The organism is Aquimarina longa SW024 (assembly GCF_001401755.1).
In the GTDB taxonomy this organism is placed as follows: domain Bacteria; phylum Bacteroidota; class Bacteroidia; order Flavobacteriales; family Flavobacteriaceae; genus Aquimarina; species Aquimarina longa.
The window spans coordinates 255,171-273,144 of the sequence record NZ_KQ474102.1 but is presented as its reverse complement, the minus strand read 5'-3'; the positions used below and the strand labels follow the sequence as shown (position 1 = coordinate 273,144).

Sequence of the window (17,974 nt, the reverse complement as noted above, 5' to 3'; positions counted from 1 at the left end):
GCGCCTAAACTTTATAGTTTTCTAGAATGTACATATTTTCATTAAGTAGCTGTGTTTTATCTATAAAAGAATTTTGAGGAGTATAGATTTTTGATAATTGAAATTCATCTATATGTTCTTGTAATCGATAACCTTTTATCTTCTTATAATATGAAGTAGCTATAGTTTGATGATTAAAAGAATCATTCGTACTATTATGAGTATCAAAATAGTTCAATAATCGCTGATATACTTCTGTTTTTTCAATTTCAGGAAGATATGATACTACACCAACTAAATCTCCTTGATTTTGTAATTTGTTAAAAACACGAAATAATTTATTTGTTGTTTGTTGATCTAAAAAGAATAGAACTCCTTCGAGTAAAATAAAGGTTGGCTTCTTTTTAATCAGAGGGTATAACATTTCTATGATTTCTTTCTCTGTTTTTTGATTAAAATCAATAGCAGTGTATAGCGTTTCTCGATAAGGTAATTTATTTTGATCTACCCATAGATCAATTTTATTTTTTTTATAATCAATAATTTCTCGTTTATCGATCTCGATAGTAGATACTGTATCATCGATGATAAATTGATACATACTAAATCCAGCACCGAAATTGATTAAAGTACCTCCATTATTTTTAGTAAAAAAAGAATTGATACGCTCATAGAAAAAACGATTTCTAAGACTATGTAAAATTGCTTCGTCTTTAGAGATACTTTTTAATATAGAAGGGATCAGAAGTTCTGTTTTGGTATTATTCCACAGTTTAGCATAGATATCTTTACTAATATCTTCATGGTAAGACCGATAAGTTGATACAATAAATGCTGTTTCGTGGATTTTCATAGATGCTAATAAGGATATTTATGTTAAAGAGAAATTTAAAATTAAATAAATATAAGGAATTTGATTACTTATTTAATTTATCATTAACCTTAATAAAACTATTATAATGAAGCATCAGATCAATTAAAAATCTATAATTACCAAAAAGAAACGTTATTTCTTTTTGGTAATTATGGTATCTAAAATAGTGGTATAATAATATTAAAAACGACTTCTTCTTTTTCCGAAATACCCTCCTTTGATTTTTTCGCTATATGTTTTTGTAGCTTTAGTGGTATCTTCTGATGATACATGATTATCTAAGTTAGAATTATTGTTGTTTTCAAGGACACTTTTAGATTCTTTTTTTGTTATTTTTTCGATTATTTCAGAAACATATTCAACTTTTTCATAAATTTTTCCTTGCACTATTCGATAGGAGTTGAATTTTTCTTTTCTAGTTTTTAAAATTGTCTTTAGTTCTGAATAGGGTAACGCTGTTAAAATCATAGGTGTAGGTTAAAGGTTTAATAAAATTTGGAGTAATATTTTGTTCATGAATTGAGTTTATCAAAATAAAGAAAATATCGTTAAAAAGCAAGAATAAACGATAAAAGAATTATTTTGAAATTTGTATAATGTTAGTATATTTACTAAAAAAACAATAAATTTATAATTCTGAACACATATGATCGATCTGAAAAAGATTAAAGAAGATACAGAAGTTGATAGCATTGTTATTGCAGATAAAGAAGGGAATGTGGTAGATGCTTTAGATACAGAATATGACACTAATGTTGCTTTAATGATAGAAACAGCATTTTCGATGTGTAATGATATGTCACAAGATTTACTTAATGGTTCTTTAGATCAATTGATGGCTAAATCTTCAGAAGGGTATTTAATAGCTAATAGGATCAATACGAATTCAATTATATTGGTAGTATCAAAAAATATATCAAAATTAGGATTACTTCTTAAATACATGAATTCTATAGAGAAGTAATGTTATCAACATATTATTAATAATTAAACCAAATCAAACTATGTCAAATTTTTTAGATGAATTTATTGAAGAAATCAAATCAAACGTACCTGGATATATCGCAGTCACAATTACAGAGGTAAGTACAGGGGTATGTTATGTATCTCATTCAGAAAAATCGGATTTTGATCCAGAAATAGCTTCTGCTTATAATTTAGAAGTGGTTAAAGCTAAAAAGAGTGCAATCAAGGCATTAGGTTTAACTTCGAATATTCAGGACATTCTGATAACTCTAACATCTCAAATCCATATTATCGATCTTTCAGAAAACGGGGAGTATTTTATTTACCTAGCCGTAGATTCTTCAAAAGCAAACCTAGGTATGACAAGAGCACTTTTGAAAAAATATAAAAAGAACGTAGTTTCTCAATTATAATTGATATGTAAGCATAAAGGAGGTATTATGACTATATAAACATTAAGCTTATTATAAACAATTACAATATTAAGGGCATCTTACATAGATATTCGATAAAGATTTATTTTTTGTAAGGTGCTTTTTTACTAATTATAATAATAATTAGCGATACTAATTGCATACGACGTATAGTTTTATACATTGTATTTTAATCCATAAAATTACCCCTAATTTTCTTTTATAATCATACTATATTACCGTAGTATATATTTACATTAGATATGTTATCGTTTTAAACTCAAAATGTTTCATGTCGTTCCATTCTTCGCATAGATTAGATTCTTTAATCATTCATTTTCCCAGCAACTAATTTAGGCTAGTTTAGCTTTAAAAAATATTATAAAATGAGGATATTCATTATTATATTATCATTTTTTGTGTTTAAAAAATGCGAAATTTTTATTAAAACTTTAAGTTTATTTTGGCTTTATAGATTTTGTTAAAATAATAGTATATTCGAGTTAGATATTAACACAATTAACTAACTTAATTATGAAAAAAATGAACTTCGCTATTCTATTGGCGGTATGTTTAATGGGATTTATTTCTTGTACAGAAATAGATGATTCTATACTAATAGGACATATTAAAAATGTAAAAATAGAAACTTCTAAATGGAAGAATGATACTAAAGGTGTATACTCTTTAATACATGATGATTTTGGTATACCTAATGCTAACGGAATTATAGACTATGCAGATAGTATTGCTAAAGCACATGATGTAAAATTTGGTTTTGCGATTATAACCAACGAGGTTGATGAAAATGAATGGGCTATAGCAAAAAAAATGATAACTAATGGGCACGAACCTATCAACCATACACACCGCCATTATTGTGGGCATGATGTTAGTTGGTGCCCTTCTCAAGTATGGGGTGTTGATGATTTTGATATCGAAATAGATCTTAGTCATCAGCTTATTTTAGAAAATACAGGAATAACTCCTTTGTTTTTTGCATTTCCTTTTGATCAGAGTACTCCAGAAATGATATCATATCTAAAATCAAAAAACTACTTAGGAGCTAGAGCAGGCGCTTTTACACAAGATTTAAATCCAGATTTTTTAAATGATAGTGATACGCCATATTTCCAACTCAAGTTTTATGCTCATGGCCCTGGAGTACCGATAGAAAATCTTAGTAAATCAGCTTCGCTTGCAGTAGAAAAAGGAATGTGGGCTATACGAGAGGTACATGGCGTAGCAGATGGCTCTTGGGGTCCAATACCCAAGGATGACTATATCAATCATATGAAAGCAATACAAGAACTTCAGGAAAAAGGAGATTTATGGATATCTCCTCCTTCATCAGTTATGAAGTATCTAGAAACAAATAAGCATACTAGCTATACCCAAAACCAGGTAGGAACTGTACTAAATATATCTTTGATGTATGATGGAAATTCTGATCTAAGTTCTGAAGTTACACTTGTATTAGAAATTCCAAAAGAAATAGAAGTGAAAAGTATTGTTTCTGATACAAATGAAGAGATTAAGTATGTTAAAGGCGCTGATAATACAATACAAGTAAATGTAAATCCTGCTATAGTTAAAGCGCTAGAAGTCGATTTTAAATACTATTAACTGACAATCAAAGATGTTTTTTTTTGATTATTAATTATATAGTTAATTTAGAACTATATGTTATGTTCTATTTGATTTTAAAATTTTATATTTTTTAAACAAAATAATTAACTATTATACTAAAAAAAACCAGTAGCATTAATGCTACTGGTTTTTTTAGTAATAGTAGCTATAAGGTCTAATTAATTGCAACAAAAATATCTACTTCTGCATCTGTAGGGTTTACAGCTTCTTCGCCATATACTTCAAAATCGGTAGTGTATGCCCTATTTAGATCTAGTTTCCAGATGTCTTTCCATTTGTTATAGATCACATTTTTATTAAGATCTCCTTTGGCAGTAAATCTAATATAAGTACTTTCTTTGATTTGGACACTGCTCATCCCTTCTGGGATGATATCTAAGTTCTTTACTTTATACCCTATGATTGTGGTATATCCCTCTGTATGATCACTCTCATAATCTGTATAGACTCCATAGATTGTATCATTTAGTTTATTAGGAATTTTATGCATTACTCCTTCAGACATAAAAGTGTTCCATAAAGCAGGGATGTCTTTAGCAAATTGTTCATTTTTGTTAGTAGTACGGACAGAGATGCCAATAATCCAGAAAGATTCAATTTTTGTTTTTATCATGATGTATCATCGTTAAAAATTAATAGTATGATAAAATTAGATATCGATAGTGACAAAGGTGTGTCAGTAATCATTTGATAAAACAATTATTTTTTTCTTCCTAATTGTAAATAACTCGCCTTAAAGTTATACTATCTTAAATAGTAACTGTATAAAACCATACAAGGTATTATTAAGTTTATAATTGAAGAATCAGTATCTATTAAAAATAGAGAGTGCTTAAAAAAACATAAAGCTTAGCTTTATGATACTATTTATTAGGGAAACTGAAAATTCACGTCAAAATCAAATTATTTTTAAGAAGCATACTTTGTTACTTTTTCTTTTTACAACAATATAAATGTTATTTAATAAGAACTGTATCTGGAACTAATCCAGAAACATCTCCACCATTACGGATAACATCTCTTACAATAGAAGAGGAAATATAACTTTTTCCAGAAGAAGTTAATAAGAATACAGTTTCTATATCAGACATTTTTCTATTGGTGTGCGCGATAGCTTTTTCGAACTCAAAATCACCAGGATTACGTAACCCTCTTAATATAAAATCCGCATTTTGTTTTTTACAAAAATCAATAGTTAATCCTTTGTAGGTCATAACCTTGATTTTAGGTTCGTTTTTAAAAGCTTTTGCTATAAATTGTTTCCGTTCTTCAAGGGAAAACATATATTTTTTCTCTGCATTTACACCTATAGCAAGGATAATTTCATCAAAAAGAGTGAGTCCTCTTTCGATAATATCACAATGTCCTAAAGTAATGGGATCAAATGATCCAGGAAAAACTGCTCTTCTCATGAGTGATTATAGATTTGTTTATGTGCAATACAAATATAAATGAATTTATAATTATGGATTTTTTATCATTTCAATACCATTCTCTTACATTCTGAAATAGTTTTTTAGTATTCTGAATATATTTCTTAACGCTTTGAGATTGTTTCTTGTTATTCTGGGGTTATGGTATGATATGTGTTTAATATTTAGACATACATACAAGCCTCAATAACATTAGAAAATAATTCTTTTAAACTAATTCCAGCTTTATTGGCTTGCTGAGGTAAAATACTAGCCTCGCTTAATCCAGGGGTAGTATTCATTTCTATAAAGTGGGGTTCTCCATTATGAAAAATATATTCACTTCTAGAGAAACCTTTCATTTTTAAGATTTGATATACTTTTAATGCTAAATCTTTAACTTTTTTAGTATCTGCGTCAGACAATCGGGCGGGAGTAATTTCTTCTGATTTCCCTAAGTATTTAGCCTCGTAATCAAAGAATTCATTTTCAGTTACGATCTCGGTTATAGGTAGGACAGTGTTTTCTCCATTATATTGTATGACACCCACAGAGACTTCAGTACCACTTAAAAAAGATTCGATAATGATTTCATCATCTTCTTTGTAAGCCAATTCGATAGCAGGAAGTAATTCTTTTTCAGTTTTTACTTTAGAAACCCCATAACTACTACCTGCTTTGTTAGCTTTTACAAAACATGGCAACCCTACTTTATCCAGAATAGCTTTAGCATCTATTGTATCTCCTTTATTTAAAAAATAATTCGTTGCAGTAAGGATTCCATAGGGCTGTAGTGTGCTGATACAATCCCGTTTATTAAATGTCAGTGCTGCTTGGTAAAAATCACAAGTTGTTTGTGGTATTTCAATTAATTTAAAGTAAGCTTGTAGTAAACCATCTTCTCCAGGAGTACCATGAATAGTATTAAAAGCAGCGTCAAAAGTTATTTTAGAACCCTCTAATGTTAAGGAGAAATCATTTTTATCGATAGGATGCTTTTGATCGGCATCATCGATATGATACCAACTGTCTTTAGTAATATAGATTCGAAAGGGGTGATATTGATCTCTATCAAGATATTTATACACTACATTTCCGCTTTGGACTGAGATTTTAAACTCGCTAGAGTATCCACCCATTAAAATGGCTATATTTTTTTTCATCCGAATACATTTAAATTAAACATTTGTTCTTCAGTATATTGTTAGACGTGGTAAAAAAACAGTTAACTTCTTACCAACTATCATTTTATTTATTTTCTTTTGTAGAGGCTATGACTTTTGATTTGCAAAATTTCCCAATGAGGAGTTCATAGCGTGATTTTTAAAAACAAAAATATCATTTATCTAATAAGAAAAGCTTAAAACTTTCCGTTTTTATATATTTGTCCAAATTATAACTGTATTTATGAATTTCATTAAAGACCTTTTCAAGTTTATTTATAGTAAAATATTTTTGATTCAGCTAGTTATAGCAGTTGCAATGCTGGTAATCTTATCGTACGTAGCGTTACAATGGTTAGAAAGCACAACTAATCATGATCAACGTATTGTAGTACCTAGTTTAAGTAAAAAAACATTGGATGAAGTAAAAGAAGTTCTGGAAAATAAAGAGTTACGATATGAAGTTCAGGATTCAGCTAATTTTAATCCTAATTTCCCTAGATTTTCAGTATTAGAACAAAACCCTGTAGCAGGTAGTGAAGTTAAAGAAAATCGTAAGATTTATGTAACCTTAAACCCCTCAGGATATCGAAAAATAGAAGTTCCTAATGTAGTACAAAGAACAAAAAGGCAAGCAGAACCAAAATTAATAGCTCTTGGATTTAAAATAGGTTCTGTAACCTATAAACCCAATATAGCCAGAGATATGGTTTTGGAAATGAGACATAAAGGAAAAAGAATTAAACCAGGAACCAAATTGATGAAAACCTCTACCATAGACCTAGTTCTTGGAGATGGGCAAGGAGGTACAATAAATCTTTCTAACTGATTTTGGAAGAACATATAGATATAGGAGATTTTGATAATACTAATGAAGATGAACTTTACGAACATCATCGTTTTGTAGCGGGAGCAGGGCAGATTCCTCTAAGAGTAGATAAGTTTTTGATGAATTTTGTAGAAAATGCAACTCGCAACAAAATACAGCAAGCGGCAAAAGAAGGGAGTGTGTATGTAAATGATGTTGCTGTAAAATCAAATCATAAGGTAAAACCTAACGATGTGGTACGGGTATTATTCTCTCACCCTCCCTATGAAAATTTACTAACCCCAGAAAATATTCCATTAGATGTTGTGTATGAAGATGATGCATTACTAGTGGTCAATAAACCTGCAGGCATGGTAGTACATCCTGGTCATGGGAATTATTCTGGTACGCTGATTAATGCATTAATTTATCATTTTGATAATTTACCTAATAATAGTAGTGATCGACCAGGATTAGTACATCGTATTGATAAGGATACTAGTGGATTATTAGTCGTAGCTAAAACAGAACAAGCAATGACACATTTGGCAAAACAGTTTTTTGATAAAACTAGTGAACGGGAGTATGTTGCTATTGTATGGGGTAATTTAAAGGAAGATGAAGGTACTATAGAAGGTAATATAGGTCGTCATCCTAAAAATAGATTGCAAAATACTGTTTTTGAGGAAGATGAAGCAGAAAAAGGAAAACCAGCGATTACACATTATAGAGTTATTGAACGATTAGGGTATGTTACTCTAGTTTCTTGTAGATTAGAAACAGGGAGAACTCATCAGATCAGAGTACATATGAAATATATTGGACATACCTTATTTAATGATGAACGTTACGGAGGAGAAAAAATATTAAAAGGGACTACATTTACTAAATATAAACAGTTTGTAGATAACTGTTTTAAAGTATTGCCAAGACAGGCCCTACACGCTAGAACCTTAGGTTTTGAACATCCTGTAACAGGAGAACAGATGCATTTTGAAACCGCTATCCCAGATGATATACAACATTGTATAGAGCGATGGAGAAATTATGCTAAGAACCAGTTACCAGAAGAATAATTTTTTTATAATAGGACACTTTTATTTTGCTGTTAATAAAGTGTTTGTGTAGTATTAATTTAAGGTTATTAAAAACTTTATTTAATGATGAATGAGGGATGCTAACTAAATAATTTATACATTTGCACTTTAATATTTTATAATGAACAAAGGAACAGTAAAATTTTTTAATGACTCCAAAGGATTTGGATTCATCACAGAAGAAGGATCAAACAAAGATCATTTTGTACACATTTCAGGGCTAATCGACGAAGTTCGTGAAGGTGACGAAGTAGAGTTTGACCTTAAAGAAGGTAAAAAAGGAATGAACGCGGTAAACGTGAAAGTATTATAATATACATTTGACTTTTTTAAAACACAAGCCCATCGATTCGATGGGCTTTTTTTTTGAAAAAAAATAAAGAAAACAGATATACAAGTATAAAGTATCTCGATAGTATAATAGAGAAGAGTAACTATAAACAACTGATTTTTAATGTCAATGATTGTACTTTTAGATGCATAACCTTATGATATGGAAATCAAACGAACAGGTCTCATCCTATATGTTAAGAAATATAAAGAATGTATACTATTTTATAAAACAATATTAGAATTAGATATTTTGTTTCAGAATGAAGAACTAACATGTTTTGATTTTTATGGAATATATCTAATGGTAGAAAAAGAGGATAGAATAATATATCTAAATGTAGAAGAAAAGTCTCGTAAAAATTATAATTGTATTAGATTGAATGTTAATGATGTGAAAAAAGAAACGAATGACTTGAAAAACAAGGGGGTCATCGTAGATTATCAAGAACATCACTGGGGAAAGGTGGCAAAATTCTTTGACCCTGATGGGAATTTCATTGCATTTAAAGATGAAGAAGGGTTTGTGAAACAACTTAAAAATTATCGATTGAATTCGAAATAGCTTTTACAAATACTTAAATAGAGAATAAATACATCTACAAATTTTAATTCTCAATACACAATTGTATTTTTGAAATACAAAAAAAACATATACATGAAAATTGTAATATCTCCGGCTAAATCATTAGATTTTGAAACTACCGTACCTACTCAGCAATATACAACTCCTGATTTTCTTACAGAATCCGAAAAGTTAAATACAGTGCTTAAAAAGAAGTCACCTAAAAAACTTTCGGAATTAATGAATATCAGTGATAAGTTAGCACAACTCAATTGGCAACGTAATCAAGAATGGACTCTTCCATTTACTTCAGAAAATGCTCGACAAGCAGTATATGCATTTAATGGAGATGTGTATACAGGATTAGATGTATATAACTTGCCAGAAGATAAATTAGATACATTACAAGATCAATTGAGGATACTTTCTGGATTATATGGAGTTTTAAAACCTTTAGATCTTATGCAACCATACCGTCTGGAGATGGGAACTAAGCTCAAAGTAGGTAGGAAAGACAATTTATATGAGTTTTGGAAAAAGACAATTACTCAGCAATTAAATGGTGAGTTGCAGGAGGGTGAGTTGTTTATCAATCTAGCAAGTAATGAGTACTTTAGTGTAATTGATAAAAAGACATTGAAAGTTCCGGTGATTACTCCACAATTTAAAGATTGGAAAGGAGATAAGCTAAAAATGATTAGTTTCTTTGCTAAAAAAGCCAGAGGTATGATGGTTCGTTATATTATAGATACAGGAGCAGAAACTGTAGAAGATTTAAAAGGGTTTAACTATGAAGGATACGGGTTTAGTGAAGAGTACACTACCAAAGCTAATGAATTAGTTTTTGTAAGATAAATTCTTTTACGCTAGACAAATAATAATACTTTTTTTAAAATGCATCTAATTTTAGTATCTTCAGCCTTACTATTAAGAACACAAATCATTAGATGCAAAAAATAATTAACCTCCTTGACTGGATTGGTGAAAAAATAGGGTTGCTGGTTAGTTGGATAGCAGTAGTATTAGCAATAGTAATCAGTCTGGATGTTATTATTCGTTATGTTTTTCAGTTTACATATGTTTGGATGATCGAAATAGAGATATATCTCTTTGGGATGCTATTTTTACTAGCATCTGGATATACATTCAAATATGAAAAACATGTACGAGTTGATGTTTTTTATGCTAAACTTTCTAAAAAAAGAAAGGCTTGGATTGATCTTTTAGGCGGAGTTTTCTTACTAATTCCATGGTGTTATGTCGTTATTGTTTCTTCTTGGTATTATGGAGTATTTTCTTTTATAATCGGAGAAAGCTCACCACAACCTGGGGGGTTACCTGCCTTATATATACTCAAGTTCTGTATTACTTTGGGTTTTGTGTTTTTATTATCTCAGGGAATATCTCATATGCTAAAATCAATTCAAATTATTTTTAACAAAGAATACTAATGGGATATCTTGCAGTAGTATTATTTGTAATTGTTTTCTTTTTGATTTTAAGAGGATATCCTGTTGCTTTTACATTAGGAGGAGTCTCAGTAATTTTTGCCTTTGGGGTATCTATTTTTGTTCCAGAGCAGTTTCAGATGGCGACATTTTATTTACTTCCATCACGGATTATGGGAGTTGTAAATAACTATGTATTAATGGCAGTCCCTTTGTTTATTTTTATGGGAGTTATGCTGGAGAAATCAGGACTAGCACAAAGCTTATTAGAAACTATGGCAATGCTATTTGGGCGTGTTCGTGGTGGTTTGGCAATCTCTGTAGTGATTGTAGGGGCATTGTTAGCGGCATCTACAGGGATTGTAGGTGCAACTGTAGTGACTATGGGATTGATAAGTTTGCCTACAATGCTAAAACGAGGATATAAACCCGAACTTGCTACAGGAGTAATTGCATCATCAGGGACATTAGGGCAGATTATTCCCCCATCAATAGTATTGGTATTATTGGCAGATACAATTAATAGTGCATCAAGAGGAGCAGATTCTGTAGATGTAGGCACATTATTTTCTGCTGCACTATTACCAGGGATAGTATTGGTAGCACTGTATATTATATATATATTAATAAAATCATGGATACATAAAGAAGATGCTCCTAGTATTCCTATAGAAGAGATCAAAGAATTTAGAGGGACTAATTTTACAGTAAAAATATTGAAAGCATTGTTTTTGCCAATATTACTGATTTCATTGGTATTAGGATCTATTTTTACAGGTATAGCTTCACCAACTGAGGCTTCCGCAATAGGAGCAATAGGAGCTACATTATTAACTGTTGTTCAGAAAAAATTTTCGTTTCAGATTCTAAAAGGAGTAGCACAAGAAACTACAAAGCTTACAACAATGGTATTTTTTATCTTATTGGGAGCAACCACATTTACATTAATATTTAGAACATTAGGAGGAGATACTTATTTACAAGAGCTAATTATGTCATCAAATCTAACACCTTTAATGTTTTTAGTATTGGTTATGGTCATCATTTTTATTGCAGGTTTTTTTATTGATTTTATTGAAATCGTATTTATTATAGTACCAGTAGTAACTCCTATTTTTAATGGTTTTGATATGAATATGTTATGGGTAGGAATTTTGATAGCATTAAACCTGCAAACCTCATTTTTAACACCTCCTTTTGGGTTTGCTTTATTTTATCTTAAAGGAGTAGCTCCAGAAAGTGTAAAAACAAGTCAGATATATAGAGGGATCATACCGTTTATTATCATTCAATTGATTATTGTGGGTATAGTCGTATTTTTTCCAGAGATTATTTTTATTTCAAAATAAAGTTTTAATGAAAAAGAGAGCATTGCAATATACCGTCATTAGATCATTTACATTGATAATGATCATAGTATTAGTAACTTCTTGTCTGGGAGATCCACCTGCCAGTATGAGTACTACATCATATGACGTAGCAAAACCGGATAAAGTATTTTATTGGAAAATGACGACTACTTGGCCGCCTAATTTTCCTGTAGTAGGAGAGGTAGCTGAAAAATACTCAAAATGGGTAGAAGAACTGTCTAATGGACAAATTAAAATAAAGGTATATGGGGGAGGAGAATTAGTACCTGCTCTAGAAGCTTTTGATGCTGTTTCTCAAGGAACTATCGAAATGGGGTGTGGAGCAGCATATTATTGGGCAGGAAAAACCCCTGCGGCACAATTTTTTGCGGCAGTACCATTTGGGATGAATAGTCAACAGATTACTTCGTGGTTAGAAACAGGTGGAGGTTATGAATTATGGAAAAAAACATATGCAAAATTTAATCTTGTTCCATTTATGGGAGGTAATACGGGGGTACAGATGGGAGGATGGTTTAATCGCGAAATTAATTCTGTAGCAGATTTTAAAGGTCTAAAAATGCGATTACCAGGAATAGGAGGCAAAGTAATAGAAAAAGCAGGAGGTGCTGCAGTTCTGGTTGCAGGTAGTGAAGTATACACAAGTTTAGAACGAGGAGTGATTGATGCTACTGAGTGGATTGGTCCATATCATGATTATAAAATGGGGTTTCATAAAATTGCCAAGTATTATTACAGTCCTGGTTGGCATGAGACTGGATCACAATTAGAATTTTTTATAAATAAAAACTTGTACGATGGTCTTTCTCCACATTTGCAATCAGTATTGCAAGCGGCGTCTAAGCGAGCACAAGTATGGGTCTTGGCTGAGTTTGATAAACAAAATAGTATTTATTTTGATAAGTTAGTAAATGATGAAAATGTTCAAATACGTGAGTTTTCTAAAGAGACATTAGATGCATTACGAGAATACACCAATGAAGCAATCCAAGAAATGATAGGAGATGACCCTTTATCAAAAGAAGTATATGAAAGTTATTCTAATTTCCAGAAAAGAACAGCTAAATGGTCAAAGGTGACAGAGAAGGCATATTATAATAAAATACAGGAGTGATAAAAAAAATAACCATTTCGGAATACACTCCCGAAACGGTTATTTTTTAATAAGATATTTAGATTTTATAGTTCTATGGTAGTCTCTTTGCCGTCAGCATCTGTTTGTGTAGCGATAGCGTCACATTTACCATCACCGTAGTTTAAGGTAATAGTATCTTTATTTTTTTTAGTAACAATAACACCACTTACAATATACAAACAATTAGTCTCATTTCGTAATGGAGTCGTAATCTCAGTAGAATACTGATCTCCGTTACTAAATTTTGTTTCACTATTTCCGGTTGTTAGTTTATAATATTTTATTTCTTCTGGAGTGTCAGTAGTATTTTTTTCTAGAAAAGATTCTGTAATAAAATTAGTTTTACTAGTGGCCGTAAGTTTATCTTCCCATGCGAATGAAAAGTTAGAATTGGTTGTAAACTTAGTATTCCCAGTATCATTTTTAAAAGAAAATATTTTGGTAGCAGTCCCACTTACCGTTATATCTTTATAAACCACTTTATCGAGATCATAACTAATCTTAATTTCACTCTCAGTATCTACTTTGATATCAAAACTCATACGAATACTTCCAGAGATTACTTCTCCATTAGATAATTTACATTTATCTCCAAAATCAATCGTAACCGTTTTATTTTGATCTGTTATTTCTGAGGTTATTTTTACACAATCTGGTAATTGATGATTGGTATCAGAACTTTTTCTAGTACGAGACTCCGCAGTAAAGACATCCTCTACTATAGTATTAATATTCTTATTTGCAGACTCGATATCAGTATACTGCTTTGATGTAACAACACTAGTCGTTGGTACTTGAGATTTATTGTCATCACTACTACAACTCGATAAAAAAGAACTAGCTATAAACAATGAACCTAAAAAGATGATAACTCTATTTTTCATGGTATATGAATTTATGAAATGAATATATTTTTATGATGATTTGTTGTTTAAGAACGGTTGTAATACATGTTGTTATATAATTATCCTAGTTAATTGAGTGTTAATTTTATTTAAAGAAATTAAAAAGGAATCTGTCTAATTATATACAGGTTTTTATTTCTAGTAATTTTTATAGATACTATTGCATAGCATTTTTCTTATCAATATCTTCGAAGCGAATGTTCGCTAAAAATCATTTAATTACAAAACTCACACTATGCAAATCAAAAAGGTTTTAGTCGCTAATCGGGGAGAAATTGCAACTCGAATATTTAGGGCATGTACAGAGATAGGGATACAAACAGTTGGTGTATATACCTATGAAGACAGGTATTCTTTACATCGATATAAAGCTGATGAGGCCTATCAGATAGGAGAAAACAATGAGCCTTTAAAACCGTATCTAAATATGGATGCAATTATTAAAGTAGCTAAAAAAAATAATGTAGATGCTATCCACCCAGGGTATGGGTTTTTATCAGAGAATGCAGATTTTGCACAGCAGTGTATAGAAAATGATATTATTTTTATAGGACCTAAAGTTTCAGTACTTCGTTCTTTAGGAGATAAAATTACAGCAAAAGAAGTCGCTATAGCTAATCAGATTCCTATTATTAGAAGCAATAAAGAAGCACTGATAGATATTGAGACAGCAGTAAAAGAAGCTAAACAAATAGGATTTCCTGTAATGCTTAAAGCAGCTTCTGGAGGAGGAGGTCGAGGAATGCGAGTGATCCGTAATGAAGAAGAATTAAAAAAATCATATCCAGAATCTCGTAGAGAAGCTCTTAATGCTTTTGGTGATGATACCGTATTTCTAGAAAAATTTGTAGAGAATCCGAAACATATAGAAGTACAGATTGTAGCCGATCATCATGGTAATATGGTACATCTATTCGAGCGGGATTGTTCAGTACAACGACGTTATCAAAAGGTTATTGAATATGCACCTTCTTTTGGAGTTTCCAAAAAAATAAAAGAAAGCTTATATGATTACGCGCTTAAGATTTGTAAGGCAGTAGATTATAATAATATTGGTACTGTAGAGTTTTTGGTAGATGAAGATGAAAGTATCTATTTTATCGAAGTAAACCCGAGAGTACAAGTAGAGCATACTGTAACAGAGATTGTTACAGGAATTGATCTCATAAAAGCCCAAATATTTATTGCAGGAGGCTATAAATTATCAGATAAACAGATAAAAATAGAAAGCCAGGAACATCTTTCTACTACAGGATTTGCATTACAATGTAGAATTACTACAGAAGATCCTGAGAACGACTTTAAACCAGATTATGGGACTATTACTACCTATCGTAGTGCTTCTGGATTTGGAATTCGATTAGATGCGGGAAGTGTATATCAAGGAGTGACAATTTCACCATTTTTTGATTCGATGTTGGTTAAGATTTCTGCTAATAGTAGAACATTGGATGGTGCATGTAGAAAAATGTTAAGAGCTCTTTCTGAATTTAGGATACGTGGAGTAAAGACTAATATGCCATTTTTGGACAATATTCTAAGACACGAAACTTTTAGAAAAGGAGAAGTAACTGTTAATTTTATCAGAGATACAAAAGAACTTTTTAGCATAAAAGAGCCACGTAATCGTGCTACCAAATTGGCAAACTTTTTAGGAGATGTTATTGTAAATGGTAATTCTGATGTTAAAAAAATAGATCCAACAAAAACCTTTGTAAAACCAATACTACCTAAATTTGAAGAGGCTGCTCCTTATACAAAAGGGACTAAAGATTTGCTTACAGAATTAGGACCAGAGAAATTTGCAGAATGGTTAAAAAATGACACTAAGATTCATTTTACAGATACTACTATGCGAGATGCTCATCAAAGTTTGTTAGCCACTAGGATGCGTACATACGATATGCTAAAAGTAGCAGAAGGGTTTGCTAAGAATCATCCTGAGGTTTTTAGTATGGAAGTATGGGGAGGAGCTACTTTTGATGTATGTTTACGTTTCCTTAGAGAGAACCCTTGGGAGAGACTTCGTTCTTTGCGCCAAGCAATGCCTAATATATTATTACAGATGTTGATTCGAGGATCAAATGGAGTCGGATATACTGCATATCCAGATAATCTGATAGGGAAATTTGTAGAACAATCTTGGGAAAACGGTGTAGATGTATTTAGAATATTTGATTCTTTAAACTGGATGGAATCTATTGCACCTTGTATAGAACATGTACGTACAAGAACAAAAGGACTGGCGGAGGGTTCACTATGTTATACAGGAGATATTCTCGATCCTAAAAGAACAAAATATACCTTAGCATATTATATACAATTAGCAAAGGATATCGAAAATGCAGGAGCACATATTTTAGGAATCAAAGATATGGCAGGGCTATTGAAACCCTATGCTGCTTATGAGCTGATTTCGGCATTAAAAACCGAAATTAATATTCCAATACATTTACATACACATGATACATCCTCAGTACAATCTGCAACATATCTCAAAGCAATCGAAGCAGGAGTAGATGTCGTAGATGTGGCTTTAGGAGGATTATCAGGATTAACGGCACAACCTAATTTTAATGCAATAGTAGAGATGATGAGGTTTCATGAGCGAGAGCATAAAATGAATATCTCTAAATTAAATGAGTATTCTAATTATTGGGAGACTGTACGAGAATATTACTATGTTTTTGAGTCTGGATTAAAAGCAGGGACAGGAGAGGTATATCAACATGAAATCCCAGGAGGGCAATATTCTAATTTAAAACCACAAGCAACAGCATTAGGATTAGCAGATCGTTTTCATGAGATTACCAAAATGTATGGTGAGGTCAATCAGCTTTTTGGAGATATTGTTAAAGTAACGCCAAGCTCTAAAGTTGTAGGAGATATGGCGCAGTATCTAGTGAGTAATAATTTGACCATAGAAGATGTTAAGGAAAGAGGAGATACTATTTCATATCCTCAGTCTGTAGTGAGTTTATTTAAAGGAGAATTAGGACAACCTGTAGGAAAATTTCCTAAAGAACTTCAGAAATCAATTCTTAAAGACCAAAAATCATTTACGAACAGACCCAATGCTCATCTAGAACCAGTAGATTTCGAAACCGAGTTTAAAGAATTTGTGAAAATATTTAAAAAAGGTATGGGGAGAGAATTAGATATTACAGATTTCCTTTCATATAAGCTATATCCAAAGGTTTTTACAGGAGCGTATAACCATCATTTAAAATATGATAATGTTGTAAATATACCTACTAAAAATTTCTTTTATGGGATGACACCAGGAGAAGAGATTATAGTAGAATTAGATAAAGGAAAAGTATTACTAATAGAATTAATATCTGTAGGAGAACCTAACGAAGATGGTAAGGTAACTGTATTTTTTAAGGTAAATGGTCAAACCAGAAATGTAATGATACAAGATCATTCAATTAAGGTAACCAAAGTAGTGCATGCTAAAACTGATAAGACAGATCCTAAACAAATAGGAGCACCACTACAGGGGGCATTATCATCGATATTGGTTAAAACAGGTCAGGAAGTAAAAAAGAATGAGCCTCTATTTATCATAGAAGCTATGAAAATGGAAACCACCATTACAGCTAATGAAGATGCTACAGTTAAAAAAATAATACTAAAATCAGGTACTATGGTAAATGCCGATGATCTGGTATTAATGCTTAAATAAGTTTCAAACCCCACAGGTTTACAAACCTGTGGGGTTTTCTTAAATATTACTTTTTAGATTGATAGTGTTTTTGTGATATGGCTATACAAGCAATATTATTAATTTACGAGTAACTACTCACAGAGATTCCTTTGTAGTTTGTAAAATCTTTCTATTTTTACAATACATTAA

The 17,974-nt window shown here is 31.1% G+C and carries 18 protein-coding genes; 12 read left to right on the top strand and 6 right to left on the bottom strand.

The features are described 5' to 3' along the window. Positions 1–4: 4 nt before the first annotated feature. The gene (locus tag N456_RS17290; RefSeq protein ID WP_062059928.1) at positions 5–832 is read right to left on the bottom strand and encodes a class I SAM-dependent methyltransferase; all 828 of its coding nucleotides are present in this window, start codon (positions 830–832) and stop codon (positions 5–7) included. A gap of 201 nt (positions 833–1,033) precedes the next feature. Next, positions 1,034–1,321 carry a hypothetical protein gene (locus N456_RS17285; protein WP_062059926.1) on the bottom strand — a complete coding sequence of 96 codons (288 nt, stop codon included), beginning with the start codon at positions 1,319–1,321 and terminating at the stop codon, positions 1,034–1,036. Positions 1,322–1,499: 178 nt separating this feature from the next. On the opposite strand from N456_RS17285, the gene N456_RS17280 reads away from it, so the two are divergent. The 3 genes from N456_RS17280 to N456_RS17270 all read left to right on the top strand — a co-directional run bounded on the left by N456_RS17280 (position 1,500) and on the right by N456_RS17270 (position 3,858). Beyond that, positions 1,500–1,817, top strand: coding sequence for a roadblock/LC7 domain-containing protein (locus N456_RS17280; RefSeq protein WP_062059924.1), 318 nt, complete (start codon positions 1,500–1,502; stop codon positions 1,815–1,817). A 40-nt stretch (positions 1,818–1,857) separates the two neighbouring features. Further along, the gene (locus N456_RS17275; RefSeq protein WP_062059922.1) at positions 1,858–2,232 is read left to right on the top strand and encodes a hypothetical protein; all 375 of its coding nucleotides are present in this window, start codon (positions 1,858–1,860) and stop codon (positions 2,230–2,232) included. A 534-nt stretch (positions 2,233–2,766) separates the two neighbouring features. Next, complete coding sequence (locus N456_RS17270; protein ID WP_082422574.1) at positions 2,767–3,858, top strand: polysaccharide deacetylase family protein; 1,092 nt, start codon at positions 2,767–2,769, stop codon at positions 3,856–3,858. A 178-nt stretch (positions 3,859–4,036) separates the two neighbouring features. On the opposite strand, the gene N456_RS17265 is transcribed toward N456_RS17270, so the two are convergent. The 3 genes from N456_RS17265 to N456_RS17255 all read right to left on the bottom strand — a co-directional run bounded on the left by N456_RS17265 (position 4,037) and on the right by N456_RS17255 (position 6,457). After that, positions 4,037–4,495 carry a GyrI-like domain-containing protein gene (locus N456_RS17265; RefSeq protein ID WP_062059918.1) on the bottom strand — a complete coding sequence of 153 codons (459 nt, stop codon included), beginning with the start codon at positions 4,493–4,495 and terminating at the stop codon, positions 4,037–4,039. A gap of 343 nt (positions 4,496–4,838) precedes the next feature. Next, positions 4,839–5,294: a pantetheine-phosphate adenylyltransferase gene (coaD, locus tag N456_RS17260; RefSeq protein ID WP_062059916.1), complete on the bottom strand. Its 456-nt coding sequence runs from the start codon at positions 5,292–5,294 to the stop codon at positions 4,839–4,841. Between the two features lie 185 nt (positions 5,295–5,479). Beyond that, positions 5,480–6,457, bottom strand: a complete 978-nt coding sequence (locus N456_RS17255; protein WP_062059914.1) for a D-alanine--D-alanine ligase — start codon at positions 6,455–6,457, stop codon at positions 5,480–5,482. 244 nt (positions 6,458–6,701) lie between these two features. Here N456_RS17255 and N456_RS17250 point away from each other — a divergent pair, with 244 nt between their 5' ends. From N456_RS17250 to N456_RS17215, 8 genes are all read left to right on the top strand, one after another. Further along, positions 6,702–7,286 carry a PASTA domain-containing protein gene (locus tag N456_RS17250; RefSeq protein WP_062059912.1) on the top strand — a complete coding sequence of 195 codons (585 nt, stop codon included), beginning with the start codon at positions 6,702–6,704 and terminating at the stop codon, positions 7,284–7,286. A 2-nt stretch (positions 7,287–7,288) separates the two neighbouring features. Further along, the gene (locus N456_RS17245; RefSeq protein WP_240315551.1) at positions 7,289–8,341 is read left to right on the top strand and encodes an RluA family pseudouridine synthase; all 1,053 of its coding nucleotides are present in this window, start codon (positions 7,289–7,291) and stop codon (positions 8,339–8,341) included. Positions 8,342–8,483: 142 nt separating this feature from the next. Further along, complete coding sequence (locus N456_RS17240; RefSeq protein ID WP_034244160.1) at positions 8,484–8,675, top strand: cold-shock protein; 192 nt, start codon at positions 8,484–8,486, stop codon at positions 8,673–8,675. A 180-nt stretch (positions 8,676–8,855) separates the two neighbouring features. Next, positions 8,856–9,257, top strand: coding sequence for a VOC family protein (locus N456_RS17235; protein WP_062059910.1), 402 nt, complete (start codon positions 8,856–8,858; stop codon positions 9,255–9,257). A 93-nt stretch (positions 9,258–9,350) separates the two neighbouring features. Further along, positions 9,351–10,112 carry a peroxide stress protein YaaA gene (yaaA, locus tag N456_RS17230; protein ID WP_062059909.1) on the top strand — a complete coding sequence of 254 codons (762 nt, stop codon included), beginning with the start codon at positions 9,351–9,353 and terminating at the stop codon, positions 10,110–10,112. Between the two features lie 92 nt (positions 10,113–10,204). Next, positions 10,205–10,708 carry a TRAP transporter small permease subunit gene (locus tag N456_RS17225; protein WP_062059907.1) on the top strand — a complete coding sequence of 168 codons (504 nt, stop codon included), beginning with the start codon at positions 10,205–10,207 and terminating at the stop codon, positions 10,706–10,708. Further along, a complete protein-coding gene (locus N456_RS17220; RefSeq protein ID WP_062059905.1) occupies positions 10,708–12,054 on the top strand; it encodes a TRAP transporter large permease in 1,347 nt (448 codons plus the stop codon). Before N456_RS17225 ends, N456_RS17220 begins: the two co-directional genes overlap by 1 nt. 7 nt (positions 12,055–12,061) lie before the next feature. After that, positions 12,062–13,189 carry a TRAP transporter substrate-binding protein gene (locus N456_RS17215; protein WP_062059903.1) on the top strand — a complete coding sequence of 376 codons (1,128 nt, stop codon included), beginning with the start codon at positions 12,062–12,064 and terminating at the stop codon, positions 13,187–13,189. Positions 13,190–13,254: 65 nt separating this feature from the next. On the opposite strand, the gene N456_RS17210 is transcribed toward N456_RS17215, so the two are convergent. Beyond that, positions 13,255–14,094, bottom strand: coding sequence for a hypothetical protein (locus tag N456_RS17210; protein ID WP_062059901.1), 840 nt, complete (start codon positions 14,092–14,094; stop codon positions 13,255–13,257). A gap of 256 nt (positions 14,095–14,350) precedes the next feature. On the opposite strand from N456_RS17210, the gene N456_RS17205 reads away from it, so the two are divergent. Further along, complete coding sequence (locus N456_RS17205) at positions 14,351–17,803, top strand: pyruvate carboxylase (RefSeq protein ID WP_062059900.1); 3,453 nt, start codon at positions 14,351–14,353, stop codon at positions 17,801–17,803. Positions 17,804–17,974: the final 171 nt, after the last annotated feature.

Coding starts and splice junctions, on each gene's coding strand:
- N456_RS17290 (WP_062059928.1), bottom strand. CDS start 832: ATGAAAATCCACGAAACAGCATTTATTGTATCAACTTATCGGTCTTAC.
- N456_RS17285 (WP_062059926.1), bottom strand. CDS start 1,321: ATGATTTTAACAGCGTTACCCTATTCAGAACTAAAGACAATTTTAAAA.
- N456_RS17280 (WP_062059924.1), top strand. CDS start 1,500: ATGATCGATCTGAAAAAGATTAAAGAAGATACAGAAGTTGATAGCATT.
- N456_RS17275 (WP_062059922.1), top strand. CDS start 1,858: ATGTCAAATTTTTTAGATGAATTTATTGAAGAAATCAAATCAAACGTA.
- N456_RS17270 (WP_082422574.1), top strand. CDS start 2,767: ATGAAAAAAATGAACTTCGCTATTCTATTGGCGGTATGTTTAATGGGA.
- N456_RS17265 (WP_062059918.1), bottom strand. CDS start 4,495: ATGATAAAAACAAAAATTGAATCTTTCTGGATTATTGGCATCTCTGTC.
- coaD (WP_062059916.1), bottom strand. CDS start 5,294: ATGAGAAGAGCAGTTTTTCCTGGATCATTTGATCCCATTACTTTAGGA.
- N456_RS17255 (WP_062059914.1), bottom strand. CDS start 6,457: ATGAAAAAAAATATAGCCATTTTAATGGGTGGATACTCTAGCGAGTTT.
- N456_RS17250 (WP_062059912.1), top strand. CDS start 6,702: ATGAATTTCATTAAAGACCTTTTCAAGTTTATTTATAGTAAAATATTT.
- N456_RS17240 (WP_034244160.1), top strand. CDS start 8,484: ATGAACAAAGGAACAGTAAAATTTTTTAATGACTCCAAAGGATTTGGA.
- N456_RS17235 (WP_062059910.1), top strand. CDS start 8,856: ATGGAAATCAAACGAACAGGTCTCATCCTATATGTTAAGAAATATAAA.
- yaaA (WP_062059909.1), top strand. CDS start 9,351: ATGAAAATTGTAATATCTCCGGCTAAATCATTAGATTTTGAAACTACC.
- N456_RS17225 (WP_062059907.1), top strand. CDS start 10,205: ATGCAAAAAATAATTAACCTCCTTGACTGGATTGGTGAAAAAATAGGG.
- N456_RS17220 (WP_062059905.1), top strand. CDS start 10,708: ATGGGATATCTTGCAGTAGTATTATTTGTAATTGTTTTCTTTTTGATT.
- N456_RS17215 (WP_062059903.1), top strand. CDS start 12,062: ATGAAAAAGAGAGCATTGCAATATACCGTCATTAGATCATTTACATTG.
- N456_RS17210 (WP_062059901.1), bottom strand. CDS start 14,094: ATGAAAAATAGAGTTATCATCTTTTTAGGTTCATTGTTTATAGCTAGT.
- N456_RS17205 (WP_062059900.1), top strand. CDS start 14,351: ATGCAAATCAAAAAGGTTTTAGTCGCTAATCGGGGAGAAATTGCAACT.